This window comes from Streptomyces coffeae, assembly GCF_016741875.1.
Taxonomy (GTDB): domain Bacteria; phylum Actinomycetota; class Actinomycetes; order Streptomycetales; family Streptomycetaceae; genus Streptomyces; species Streptomyces coffeae.
The window spans coordinates 1-14573 of the sequence record NZ_JAERRF010000063.1 but is presented as its reverse complement, the minus strand read 5'-3'; the positions used below and the strand labels follow the sequence as shown (position 1 = coordinate 14573).

Below are 14573 nucleotides of genomic sequence, written 5' to 3'. Positions count from 1 at the left end.
ACTCGTCGCCGGTGTTCGCGGAGCGGATCGGTGAGTGTGCGGCTGCGTTGGCGCCGTTTGTGGACTGGTCGCTGACTGACATTCTTCGCGACAGCGACGGCGAGGGTTGGCTGGAGCAGGTCGATGTCGTGCAGCCGGTGTTGTGGGCTGTGATGGTGTCGTTGGCCGAGGTGTGGCGGTCGTATGGTGTCGAGCCGGCTGCGGTGATCGGTCACTCGCAGGGTGAGATTGCCGCTGCGGCTGTGGCTGGTGCGTTGGCGCTCGGGGATGCGGCGAAGGTGGTGGCGCTGCGGAGCAAGGCGATTCGGGCGCTGTCCGGGCTTGGCGGGATGGTGTCCGTCTCCCTCGGCGTCGAGGCGGTCCAGGAGCGTCTGACGGCCTGGGGCGGTCGTCTGGCGGTTGCGGCGGTCAACGGCCCTGCTGTGGTGGTCGTTTCCGGCGACGCGGACGCCCTGGACGAACTCCTCACGAGCTGTGAGGCGGATGGTGTGCGGGCTCGCCGTATCGCCGTGGACTATGCCTCGCATTGCGCTCATGTGGAGGAGGTCGAGGAGGTCCTTCTGCGCGACCTGGCGGACATTGCCCCTCAGGCGGCGCATGTCCCCTTCTATTCGACCGTGACCGCTGAGGTGCTGGACACCTCTGGTCTGGATGCGGGCTACTGGTACCGCAATCTGCGTCGGACGGTCCGTTTCGCCGAGACTGTGTGTGCCCTGCTCGACGATGGTTTCCGTCTGTTCGTGGAGTCCAGTGCGCACCCGGTGTTGATGATGGGCATCGAGCAGACCGCCGAGACTCACATCAACACCCCTGTCACGGCGGTCGGTTCGCTGCGCCGGAACGAGGGCGGATTGCTCCGCTTCCTGACGTCGGCCGCCGAGGCGTTCGTCGGTGGCGCGAGTGTCGATTGGGCCGGTGTCTTCGCAGGGACCGGCGCCACCCGCGTCGACCTGCCCACCTACGCCTTCCAAGAGCAGCACTACTGGATCGAAGCGTCCGCCGCCCGCCAGGGCGATGTCACGTCGGCCGGTCTCTCCTCCGCCGATCACCCCTTGCTCGGCGCTGCCGTCACGCTGCCCGCGTCCGACGGGGCGCTGCTGACGGGACGGTTGTCACTGCGTACGCACCCCTGGCTGGCCGAGCACGCGGTGCAGGGCACGCCGTTGCTTGCGGCCTCCGTCTTCGTGGAGTTGGCGTTGCGGGCGGCTGAGACCGTGGGCTGCGACCGCGTGGAGGAGCTGATGCTGGAGGCGCCGCTCGCGCTGTCGGAGCGCGGTGCCGTACAGGTTCAGGTGACTGTCGGCGGGCCCGGCGGGAGCGGGGCGCGCTCCGTCGAGGTGTACGCCCGTAACGAGGACACCGTGGATGGTCCCTGGACCCGGTATGCCTCCGGTGTTCTGGTCTCCGCAGCCGAAACCTCCGCGCCGGAGGGAGAATTGAGCGTGTGGCCGCCCGCGGGCGCTCACGCGGTCGAGCTCGCCGGCTTCTATGAGCGGCTGGCGCGGACCGGAGTCGCGTACGGGTCGGCGTTCCAGGGGCTGAACGCGGCCTGGCGGCGCGGTGACGAGGTGTTCGCCGAGGTGGCGCTGCCGGAGGCGGACCGAGCGGACGTGGCCCGGTACGGAATCCACCCCGTGCTGCTGGACACCGCGTTGCAGGCGGGCCTGGGTCCGCTGGACACGGATGGTGGTGTCCTGGAGGGCACGCGGCTGCCGTTCGTGTGGCGTGGGGTGTCGCTGTACGCGACGGGTGCCTCGACGCTGCGCGTGCGGCTGGCGCCGGCCGGGGCCGACGGGATGTCGGTCCTGGTCGCCGATGCGGCGGGCTTGCCGGTCGCGACCGCGGATGCCCTGGTGACGCGCCCGGTGTCGCAGGAGCAGCTGTCGGCGGTGGCCGACCTCGCCACCCGTACGGCGGCCGACGAACCGGGCCGGAGCACCGTGACCCGGCGCGCGCTGGCCCAGGCGGCCTCGGACACCGAGGAGTCGTCCCTGCGGCGGAGCCTGCTGCGCGCGGGCGAGGCGGAGCGGCAGCGTATGCTGCTGCGGCTGGTGCAGGAACAGGCCGCCGGCGTTCTCGGGCACGCCACCCCGGACGGGGTCGCGCCCGAACTCACCTTCAAGGACCACGGCTTCGACTCCCTCACCGCTGTCCAGCTGCGCAACCGGCTCAACACCGCCACCGGGCACCGGCTGCCGGCCACCCTCGTCTTCGATCACCCGACTCCGGTCGCCCTCGCGGAATACCTGCACGCCGAACTCCTCGGCCGCCAGGACGACGCCCCCGCCCCCGCCCCCGCCGCGCCTGCCCGCCGGGCCGTGTCGGACCAGGAACCCATCGCCATCGTCGGGATGAGCTGCCGCTTCCCCGGCGGTGTGCGGTCGCCCGAGGAGCTGTGGGCACTGCTGACCGAGGGCCGCGACGCGATCTCCGGGTTCCCCGAGGACCGTGGCTGGGACGCGGAGGGGCTGTACGACCCCGACCCCGACGCCCCAGGGAAGACCTACGCGCGTCACGGCGGCTTCGTCTCCGACGCGGGCGGCTTCGACCCGGCGTTCTTCGGCATCTCACCGCGCGAGGCCCTGGCCATGGACCCGCAGCAGCGGCTGCTGCTGGAGACGGGCTGGGAGGCGTTCGAACGCGCGGGCATCGACCCGGCTGCCCTGCGGGGTAGCCAGACCGGTGTCTTCATGGGCGGCGGCTCACACGGCTACGGCACGGGCAGCCACGACCCGTCGAGCGGCGTCGAGGGCTACCTCGTCACCGGAAACGCTCTCAGCGTCACTTCCGGCCGCCTCGCGTACGTCCTCGGCTTCGAAGGGCCCGCCGTGGCCGTGGATACGGCGTGCTCCTCGTCGCTGGTGGCCCTGCATCTGGCCGTGCAGTCGCTGCGGCAGGGCGAGTGCCCGATGGCCCTGGCCGGCGGTTCGGCGATCATGTCCACGCCGTGGACCTTCGTCGGCTTCAGCCGCCAGCGCGGACTGGCACCCGACGGCCGCTGCAAGCCGTTCTCCGCCGCCGCCGACGGTTTCGGACCGGCCGAGGGCGTCGGCGTCCTCCTGCTGGAGCGGCTGTCCGACGCTCGCCGCAACGGGCACCAGGTGCTGGCCGTCGTCCGGGGGACGGCCATCAACCAGGACGGCGCGAGCAACGGTCTCACGGCGCCCAACGGCCCCTCCCAACAGCGGGTGATCCGGGCCGCGTTGGCGAACGCCCAGGTCCCGGCCACCGAGGTGGACGTGGTCGAGGCGCACGGCACGGGTACCAAGCTCGGCGACCCCATCGAGGCACAGGCGCTGATCGCGACGTACGGGCAGGACCGGCCCGAGAACCGGCCGCTGTGGCTGGGCTCGGTGAAGTCGAACATCGGGCACACGCAGGCCGCGGCCGGTGTCGCCGGTGTGATCAAGATGGTCCTGGGCATGCAGCACGGCGTACTGCCGCGCACGCTCCACCTGGACGAACCCACACCGCACGTCGACTGGTCCGAGGGAGCGGTGCGGCTGCTGACGGAGGACGTGGCCTGGCCCGAGACGGGGCGGCCCCGACGCGCGGCCGTCTCCTCGTTCGGCATGAGCGGGACCAATGCCCACGCCGTACTCGAACAGGCACCGGATTCGCTTCCGGAGGAGGGGCCGGCTGCGGATGTCGAGCCGCCTGTGGTGGTGCCGTGGGTGGTCTCGGGCCGCTCGGACAGTGCGCTGGAGGCCCAGGCCGAGCGACTGAGCGCGTTCGTGCTTGACGGGGCCGAGTTGTCGCCCGTGGACGTCGGGTTGTCGCTCGCGACCACTCGGTCGGTGTTCGAGCACCGGTCCGTGGTCCTCGCGGCAGACCGGGACGGACTTGTGGACGGCCTGGGCGCGTTGGCCGACGGACGTGTACTGCCCGGTGTGGTGCGGGGCGTGGCCGGTTCACGTGGCCAGACGGTGTTCGTGTTCCCCGGTCAGGGTTCGCAGTGGGTCGGCATGGCAGCGGAACTCCTCGCTTCCTCAACGGTGTTCGCGGAGCGGATCGGTGAGTGTGCGGCTGCGTTGGCGCCGTTCGTGGACTGGTCGCTGACCGACATTCTTCGCGACAGCGACGGCGAGGGTTGGCTGGAGCAGGTCGATGTCGTCCAGCCGGTGTTGTGGGCTGTGATGGTGTCGTTGGCCGAGGTGTGGCGGTCGTATGGTGTCGAGCCGGCCGCGGTGATCGGTCACTCGCAGGGTGAGATCGCCGCTGCCGCTGTGGCCGGCGCGTTGTCGTTGCAGGATGCGGCGAAGGTGGTGGCGCTGCGGAGCAAGGCGATTCGGGCGCTGTCCGGGCTTGGCGGGATGGTGTCTGTCTCCCTCGGCGTCGAGGCGGTCCAGGAGCGGCTGACCGCCTGGGGCGGTCGTCTGGCGGTTGCGGCGGTCAACGGACCTGCTGTGGTGGTCGTTTCCGGCGAGGCGGACGCCCTGGACGAACTCCTCACGAGCTGTGAGGCGGATGGTGTGCGGGCTCGTCGTATCGCCGTGGATTACGCCTCGCACTGCGCTCATGTGGAGGAGATCGAGGACGTCCTTCTGCGCGACTTGGCGGACATTGCCCCTCAGGCGGCGCATGTCCCCTTCTATTCGACCGTGACCGCTGAGGTGCTGGACACTGCCGCTCTGGACGCGGGCTACTGGTACCGCAATCTGCGTCGGACGGTCCGTTTCGCCGACACCGTGCGTGCTCTGCTGGATGACGGTTTCCGTCTGTTCGTGGAGTCCAGTGCGCACCCGGTGTTGACGATGGGCATCGAGCAGACCGCCGAGACCCACATCAACACCCCTGTCACGGCGGTCGGTTCGCTGCGCCGGAACGAGGGCGGATTGCTCCGCTTCCTGACCTCGGCCGCCGAGGCGTTCGTCGGTGGCGCGAGTGTCGATTGGGCCGGTGTCTTCGCGGGGACCGGCGCCACCCGCGTCGACCTGCCCACCTACGCCTTCCAGCACCAGTGCTACTGGCTGGAGTCGGAACCCGCCACCCCGGCCGATGTCACGTCGGCCGGTCTCTCCTCCGCCGACCACCCGTTGCTCGGTGCGGCCGTCACGCTGCCCGCGTCGGACGGGGCGCTGCTGACGGGCCGGCTGTCACTGCGCACACACCCCTGGCTGGCCGACCACGCGGTGCAGGGCACGCCCCTGCTCCCCGGGACGGCGTTCGTGGAGCTGGCGCTCCGTGCCGGGGACGCGGTCGGCTGCGACCGGCTGGAGGAACTGACCCTGGAGGCGCCGCTGGCGCTGCCCGAGGAGGGCGGCGTACAGGTGCAGGTCGTGCTGGACGGTCCGGCGGACGGCGAACGGCGGGAACTCGGTGTGTACTCGCGCCGGGACGGCACCTCCGACGGGACGTGGACGCGGCATGCCTCCGGTGTGCTCGGCTCCGGAGACGAAGGATCTGTGCCGGGCGCGGAACTGAGTGTGTGGCCGCCCGTGGGTGCGCAGGAGGTGGAACTCGACGGGCTCTACGAACAGTTGGCCGACACGAGCCTGGTCTACGGGCCGGCGTTCCGTGGCCTGAACGCGGCCTGGCGGCGTGGCGACGAGGTGTTCGCCGAAGTCGCTCTTGCCGAGGAACAGCGAGCCGACGTGGACCGCTTCGGCCTGCACCCCGCACTGCTGGACTCGGCGCTGCACGCCTGGCTGACGGACACGGAGCGGGACTCCGGCGCGATCCGTCTGCCGTTCGTGTGGCGTGGGGTGTCGCTGTACGCGACGGGTGCCTCGACGCTGCGCGTGCGGCTGACGCCGGCCGGGGCCGACGGGATGTCGGTGCTGGTCGCCGACACGGCGGGCACGCCGGTCGCGAGCGCGGACGCGCTGGTGACGCGGGCGGTCACGGCCGACCAGGTCGCGGCGTCAGCGCCGGGCGGGGTGAACGAGGCGCTGTACCGGGTGGACTGGACCGAGGCGCCCGGTAGCGAAACCGGCACGCTGGGCGCGGACGGCGACTGTGCTGTCGTCGGATCCGATGCTTTGGAGCTGGCCGGCGCGCTCAAGACGGCCGGCCGGGCCCCGCAGGAGTACACCGACCTGGCTGATCTCGCGGAGCAGTCGGTCTCCGGCTCTCGCACACCCGAGCTGGTCTTCGCCGGTGTCGTGTCGGGCGTCGAGGACGACGTCGTGGCGGCGACGCGGGGGGTGACGCATCGGACTCTGGAACTGGTACAGGCGTGGCTGGCCACCGACGGTCTCGACCGGGCACGGCTGGTCCTGGTGACCCGGGGCGCGCTGTCGGCCGTGCCCGGTGAGGACGTGACCGACCTGCCGGCCGCCGCCGTGTGGGGTCTGGTGCGGTCGGCGCAGGCCGAGCAGCCGGACCGGTTCGTCCTGCTGGACGTGGACGACACCGACGAGTCGCTCGCCGCTCTGCACGAGGCGGTGCTGACCGGGGAACCCCAACTGGCCCTCCGGCACGGGCGGGTGCGCGTGCCGCGGCTGGCCGGCGGTGTCGCCGACGGGGTGCTGGTGCCCGAGAACGGCGTACCGGCCTGGCGGCTGACGGCGTCCGAGGACGGGACGCTGGAGGGCCTGCGGCTGCGGGAGGCAGCGGACGCGACCCGGGAACTCGGCGAGCACGACGTACGGATCGCCGTACGGGCCACCGGACTGAACTTCCGCGACGTGCTCCTCGCCCTGGGGATGTACCCCGACGCTGCCCTGATGGGCGGCGAGGGAGCGGGCGTCGTTGTGGCCACCGGACCCGGGGTTTCGTCCTTCGCGGTCGGCGACCGGGTGATGGGCATCTGGTCCGGCGGGTTCGGACCGCTGGTCGTGGCGGACCGGCGGACGCTGGCCCGTGTGCCGGACGGCTGGTCGTTCACCGAGGCCGCGTCGGTCCCCATCGTGTACGTGACCGCGCTGTACGCGCTGCGCGAGCTGGCCGGCGTACGCACCGGCGAGTCCCTGCTGGTGCACTCCGCCGCGGGCGGGGTCGGCATGGCGGCGGTGCAACTCGCCCGGGCCTGGGACGTCGAGGTGTTCGCCACCGCGAGCCCCGCCAAGTGGGACGTGCTGCGGGCGCTGGGCGTCGACGACGCGCACCTGGCGTCCTCGCGCTCGCTGGAGTTCGCAGGCCGGTTCGGCGATAGCGCGGGCGGGGTGGACGTCGTCCTCAACTCCCTGGCCGGGGAGTTCGTGGACGCCTCGCTCGGCCTGCTCCGGGCCGGCGGGCGGTTCGTGGAGATGGGCAAGACGGACGTGCGGGAGGCCGACGCCGTGGCGGCGGCCCACCCGGGGGTCGGCTACCGGGCCTTCGACCTGGGTGAGGCCGGTCCCGAGCGGATCGGCGAGATGTTGGCCGAGGTCCTCGACCTCTTCGCGCGCGGCCGGCTGCGGCTGCTGCCCACCCGCGTGTGGGACGTACGCCGCGCGCCGGAGGCCTTCCGGTTCATGAGCCAGGCCCGCCACATCGGCAAGCTGGTGCTCAGCGTTCCCGCCGCCGCGCCGGAGCCCGACGGCACCGTGCTGGTCACGGGCGCCGCGGGCAGCCTCGGCCGGCTCGTCGCCCGGCACCTGGTGCAGCGGCACGGGGTGCGCAGCCTGCTGCTGGTCAGTCGGCGTGGCCCGGCCGCCGAGGACATGCCGGAACTCCGGGAGGAACTGGCCGCCCTGGGCGCCACGGTGCGGATCGCCGCCTGCGACGTCGCCGACCGCGACGCGCTGTCGGAGCTGCTTTCCGGCCTGCCGGACGGGCGCGGTCTGACCGGCGTGGTGCATGCGGCGGGCGTCCTGGACGACGCCACGGTGGCGTCCCTGACGCCGGAGCGCCTCGATGCCGTACTGCGCGCCAAGGCGGAGGCGGCATGGCACCTCCACCAGCTCACCCAGCGCTTCGACCTCACCTTGTTCGCCCTCTTCTCCTCGACCGCCGGCGTCTTCGGCTCCGCGGGCCAGGCGAACTACGCCGCGGCCAACACCTTCCTGGACGCCCTCGCCCAGCACCGTCACGCGCAGGGTCTGCCCGCGACGTCCCTGGCCTGGGGTCTGTGGGCCCAGCGCACCGGAATGACCGGCCACCTGAACCAGGCGGACCTGTCCCGCATGACCCGCAGCGGCCTGCTGCCCTTCTCCTCCGAGGAGGGCCTGGCGCTCCTCGACGCGGCGGGCGGCCTGGCGGAGGCCCTCGTGGTGCCCGCCCGGCTGGACACCGGCGCGCTGGTCGCCGAGGCTGCCCAGGGCGCCACCCCGCCGCCCGCCGTGCTGCGCGGCATCGTACGGCGCCCCGTACCGGCCCGGCGGTCCCGCGTCCAGGAACCGCGGCGCTCCGACGAGCCGTCGCCGGCGCAGCGGCTGGCCGGGCTCGCCGCGCCGGAGCGGCGGCGGACGCTGCTGCGGCTGGTCCAGGAGCACGGCGCCACCGTGCTCGGCCACGGCTCCGCAGTGTCCATCGTCGCCGACCGGGGCTTCCTCGAACTCGGCTTCGACTCACTCACCGCCGTCGAACTGCGCAACCGGCTCAACGCGGCCACGGGGCTGCGGCTGCCGGCCACGCTGATCTTCGACTACCCGACCCCCGAGGCACTCGCCGGACTCCTCGACGAGGAGTTCGCGCCCGCCCCGGCAGCCGGGGTGCCGGACGCTGCCCTCACCGCCGAACTCGACCGGCTGGAGGCCGCGCTGCGCGAGTCGGCCGCCGGCACCGACGCGGGGGCACGCGAGCTGGTCACCGGCCGGCTCCGGGATCTCCTGTCCACCGTCTCCGCCTGGGGCGACGGAACACCGGAGGAGGCCGCCCCGGCGTCCGGCGCCGCCGAGCCCGGCGCCCCGGCCGTCGCCGACCAGCTGGAGACCGCGGACGCGGACGAACTCTTCGCCTTCATCGACCAGGAGTTCGGCTCCGCGGGGGAGTCCTGATCCGCTTGACCACTCCCGCGCCCACCACGGCCGCCCCGCGCCGCCTCCTGTCCTTCCCGCTGTACACCCAGCTCCCAAGCTCGTGAGGTCCTGATGTCGGAACAAGAAAAGCTCCTCGGCTATCTCCGGCGGGTCACGGCCGATTTGCATCAGACCCGCAACCGCCTGCAGGAGGTGGAGGCGGCGGCCCACGAGCCGATCGCGATCGTGGGGATGGGCTGCCGCTTCCCCGGGGGCGTCCGCACCCCCGAGGACCTGTGGCGCCTGGTGAGCGGCGAGGAGGACGCGATCACGCCGTTCCCCGCCGACCGCGGCTGGGACAGCGACGCCGTCTACGACCCCGACCCCGACCGGCCGGGCACCACGTACGCCCGCGAGGGCGGCTTCCTCGCCGAGGCGGGCGACTTCGACGCCGACTTCTTCGGCATCTCGCCCCGTGAGGCGACGGCGATGGACCCGCAGCAGCGGCTGCTGCTGGAGACCGCCTGGGAGGCCATCGAGCGCGCGGGCATCGACCCGACCTCCCTCAAGGGCAGCCAGGCCGGCGTCTTCGCCGGCGCCGTCGCACCCGACTACGGCCCGCGCGTCCACGAGGCCCGCGACGGCGTCGAGGGCCACCTCGTGACCGGCAGCGCCATCAGCGTGGTGTCCGGCCGTGTCGCCTACACCCTCGGCCTGGAGGGCCCCGCCGTCACGGTGGACACCGCCTGCTCCTCCTCCCTGGTCGCCCTGCACCTCGCCGTGCAGGCCCTGCGCCGCGGCGAGTGCTCCCTCGCCCTCGCCGGCGGCGTCACCGTCATGGCCACCCCCGGAACCTTCATCGGCTTCAGCCGCCAGCGTGGACTCGCCCCCGACGGCCGCTGCAAGCCCTTCGCCGCCGCGGCCGACGGCTTCGCCCCCGCCGAGGGTGCGGGCATGCTCCTCCTGGAGTGCCTCTCCGACGCCCGCCGCAATGGGCACCCCGTCCTGGCGGTCGTCCGCGGTACGGCCATCAACCAGGACGGCGCCAGCAGCGGACTGTCCGCCCCCAACGGTCCCTCCCAGCAGCGTGTGATCCGCGCCGCCCTGGCGGACGCCGAACTGACCCCCGCCCAGATCGCGGCCGTCGAGGCCCACGGCACCGGCACGAAGCTCGGCGACCCCATCGAGGCGCAGGCGCTGCTGGCCACCTACGGCCGCGAGCGCCCCGCCGACAAGCCGCTGCTGCTCGGCTCCGTCAAGTCCAACATCGGGCACACCCAGGCCGCGGCAGGCGTGGCCGGCCTGATGAAGATGGTGCTGGCCATGCGGCACGGCGTGCTCCCGCGCACCCTGCACGTGGACCAGCCCTCGCCCCACGTGGACTGGTCGGCGGGCGCTGTTGAGCTGCTGACCGAGACCACCCCGTGGCCCGAGGGCGAGGAACCGCGCCGGTTCGGCGTGTCCTCCTTCGGCATCAGCGGAACCAACGCCCATGCCATCGTCGAAGAACCCCCCGCCCCGCGGGCCGACACCGACGAGGACACCCTGGCCACACCGGCCGCCCAGGCACCGAGGGCCCTGCCGGCCGTCCCCTGGGTGCTGTCGGCGAAGTCCGTGACAGCACTGCGCGCCCAGGCCGCACGCCTCCTGGAGCACGCCGAAGCCCACCCCGAGGCGACCGGCACCGACATCGCCCTCTCCCTCGCCACCACCCGGACCGCCTTCGACCACCGCGCCGTTGTCCTGGCCCCCGACCGCACGGCCGCGATACGGGAACTCCAGTCGTACGTCGCCGGCCGCGCCACCCCCGCTCTGATCGAGGGCACCGTGCGACGCGGCACCGGGGTCGCCTTCGTGTTCCCTGGTCAGGGTTCGCAGTGGCTGGGGATGGCGGCTGAACTGCTGGATTCCTCGCCGGTGTTCGCTCAGCGGATTGGTGAGTGTGCGGCTGCGTTGGGGCCGTTCGTGGACTGGTCGCTGACCGACATCTTGCGGGACATGGACAGTGTGGGCCGGCTGGAGCAGGTCGATGTTGTGCAGCCGGTGTTGTGGGCTGCGATGGTGTCGTTGGCCGAGGTGTGGCGGTCGTATGGTGTCGAGCCGGCTGCGGTGATCGGTCATTCGCAGGGTGAGATTGCCGCTGCGGCTGTGGCTGGTGCGTTGTCGCTCGGGGATGCGGCGAAGGTGGTGGCGCTGCGGAGCAAGGCGATTCGGGCGCTGTCCGGGCGCGGGGGCATGGTGTCCGTCTCCCTCGGCGTCGAGGCGGTTCAGGAGCGGCTGGCGGCTTGGGAGGGTCGTCTGGCGGTTGCGGCGGTCAACGGCCCGGCCGTGGTTGTTGTTTCGGGTGACGCGGACGCGTTGGACGAGCTGTTGGCCGCGTGTGAGGCGGATGGTGTGCGGGCTCGCCGTATCGCGGTGGATTACGCCTCGCACTGCGCTCATGTGGAGGAGATCGAGCGTGTCCTCCTGCGGGAGCTGGCGGACGTCGCTCCCCGGGCGGCTTCTGTTCCCTTCTATTCGACGGTGACCGCCGGTGTGCTGGACACCTCTGGTCTGGATGCGGGCTACTGGTACCGCAATCTGCGCCGGACGGTCCGTTTCGCCGACACCGTGCGTGCTCTGCTGGATGACGGTTTCCGTGTGTTCGTGGAGTCCAGTGCGCACCCGGTGCTGACGATGGGTGTGGAGCAGACGGCCGAGGAGCACGGGAACTCGCCTGTGACGGTGGTGGGTTCGCTGCGTCGTGACGAGGGCGGTCTGGAGCGGTTCGTCGCGTCGGTGGCGGAGGCGTTCGGCGGTGGGGCGTCGGTCGACTGGGCGGCGTTGTTCGAGGGTACGGGTGCTCGTCGAGTCGAGCTGCCGACGTACGCCTTCCAGCACCAGCGTTACTGGCTGGAGGCCACGAAGACCGGCCCCCTCGGGCACGGCCTGGCGACCGGTGACCGTACGGACGCGATCTTCTGGGACGCGGTCGAGCGGCAGGACGGCGAAGCGCTGGCGGCCACACTCAGTGTCGAGTCCATCGAACAGCAGGAGTCGCTCGACGCCGTCCTGCCCGCCCTCGCGCAGTGGCGCCGGCAGCGGCGTTCCGAGTCGACCGTGGACGCGTGGCGCTACCGCGCCGTGTGGCGTCGTACGACCGGCACGGCGGCGCCCTCTCTCGCGGGGACGTGGCTCCTCGTCACCCCGGACGCGTGCGGCGCCGACCCGCTGGTGGCGGACGTACGGCGGGCGCTCGAGGAGCACGGCGCCGACGTCATGCCCCTCGCCCTGGACGTGAACGACGCGGACCGCGCCGTACTGGCGCGGCGGCTGAGTGAGGTCACCGCGGACCACACGCCGGCCGGCGTCCTGTCGCTGCTGGCGCTGGACGAGACCCCGTACCCGGAGCACCCCGTCACCACCACCGGCCTGGTGCTCACCCTGAGCCTGATCCAGGCCCTGGGCGACCTCGACACCGGCGCGCGACTGTGGTGTGCCACGCGGGGCGCGGTGTCCACCGGCAGCGCCGACCCGCTGGCCGGCCCGGCACAGGCCACGGTGTGGGGCATGGGCCGGGTCGCCGCCGTGGAGTACCCGGACAGCTGGGGCGGCCTGGTCGACCTGCCCGCCACCCTGGACGGGCGGGCTCGCACGCAGCTCGCGGGCGTCCTGACGGGCGCCGACGCCGAGGACCAGGTGGCCGTCCGCGCCGCCGGGGTCATGCTGCGCCGGCTGGAGCCCGCGCCGCTGGGCGACAGTCGTCCCGGCCGTACCTGGAAGCCCCGGGGCACGGTCCTCGTCACCGGCGGAACCGGCGCCCTCGGCACCCAGCTCGCGCTGTGGCTGGCCCGCAACGGGGCCGAACACCTGATCCTGACGAGCCGCCGCGGGCCCGCCGCGCCCGGCGCGGACGCCCTGATCGCCGAACTCGCCGCGCTCGGCACCCGGGTCACCATCACCGCCTGCGACGTCGCGGACCGCGACGCGGTGGCGGGCGTCCTCGCGTCCGTTCCGGAGGACTGCCCCCTCACCGCCGTCATCCACGGCGCCGCCTACATCGACCTGGCGTCGCTGGCCGAGACGACGGCGGCCGAGTTCGCCGACGTCATGAACGCCAAGGCCGCGGGCGCGGCGCACCTCGACGCGCTGCTGGGCGACACCCCGCTCGACGCGTTCGTCCTGTTCTCGTCCGTCTCGTCCGTCTGGGGCGTCGGCGACCACGGCGCGTACGCGGCGGCCAACGCCTACCTCGACGCGCTCGCCGAACGCCGCCGGGCGAACGGTCTGACCGCTACATCGGTGGCCTGGGGCGTGTGGGACGCGGTCGGCGACAACGCGCCCGAGGCCCTCGACTTGGACCAACTCCGGCGTCGCGGCCTGCGGTTCATGGACGTCGACCTCGGCATCGCCGCGCTCCAGCAGACACTCGACCACGACCAGACACACCTGGCGATCGCCGACATCGACTGGGAGAGCTTCATCCCGGTCTTCACCTCCGCCCGCCCCAGCCCGCTGCTGGCAGAGCTTCCCGAGGCGCGGCGCATCCAGCAGGAGAGCGCCGCCATTCCCCGGGACGCCGCCGGCCCCGACGCCGACGCGGCCTCGCCGCTCCGGCAGCGGCTGGCGGTCCTGACACCCGGCGAGCGCGGACACGCCGTCCTCGACCTCGTGCACGAGCAGGTGGCGGCCGTCCTGGGGCACGCCACCCCGGACACTCTCGACTCCGAACGCGCCTTCAAAGACCTCGGATTCGACTCCCTGACGGCGGTGGAGCTGCGCAACCGCCTGAACACGACCACGGGGCTGCGGCTGCCCGCCACCCTGATCTTCGACTACCCCAGCAGCGCCGTACTCGGCGACTACATCCTGGAGCAGCTCTTCGGCGGCGGGGCGGCGACGGCCGCCGGCGCGGACGCCGCGCTGCTGACCGGTACCGTGGCGCCCGGGTCGACCGCGACCGACGACGACCCCGTCGCGATCGTCGCGATGAGCTGCCGCTACCCCGGTGGAGTGACATCCCCGGAGGAGTTGTGGCAGCTGATCATGTCCGACGGGGACGCGATCGGCGGACTGCCCACCGACCGCGGCTGGGACATCGAGGGCATCTACGACCCCGACCCCGACGCCCCGGGCAAGACCTACGTGCGCGAGGGCGGCTTCCTCTACGACGCCGCCGAGTTCGACCCCGCCTTCTTCGGGATCTCGCCGCGTGAGGCGGCCGCGATGGACCCCCAGCAGCGGCTGCTGCTGGAAACGTCCTGGGAGGCCTTCGAACGCCTCGGCGTGCCCGCGCTGTCCCTGCGCGGCAGCCGCACCGGCGTCTTCATCGGCAACAACTACCAGGAGTACGGGCCGCGCGTGCATGAGGCACCCGCGGGCTCCGAAGGCCATCTGATGACGGGCAACGCGGCCAGCGTCGTGACCGGCCGCGTCGCCTACTCCTTCGGGTTCGAGGGTCCCGCGGTGACGGTGGACACGGCGTGTTCGTCGTCGCTGGTCGCCCTGCACCTGGCGGTGCAGTCGCTGCGGCAGGGCGAGTGCACGCTGGCCCTCGCGGGCGGTGTCGCGGTCATGCCCAACCCCAGTGCGTTCATCGCCTTCAGCCGGCAGCGAGGGCTCGCCGCCGACGGCCGCTGCAAGGCGTTCGCGGCGGGGGCCGACGGCATGGGCCTCGCCGAGGGCATCGGCGTACTGCTGCTGGAGCGGCTGTCGGACGCCGAGCGCAACGGCCACCAGGTGCTGGCCGTGGTCCGTGGCTCGGCCGTCAAC

2 protein-coding genes are annotated in these 14573 nt (G+C 72.7%); both read left to right on the top strand.

The window, feature by feature from the left end:
* The coding region (locus tag JK363_RS40345; protein ID WP_201883314.1) for a type I polyketide synthase at positions 1-8861 on the top strand (8861 nt) is incomplete at its 5' end.
* Positions 8862-8954: 93 nt separating this feature from the next.
* A partial coding sequence (locus JK363_RS40340; protein ID WP_201883313.1) for a type I polyketide synthase occupies positions 8955-14573 on the top strand: 5619 nt, incomplete at its 3' end.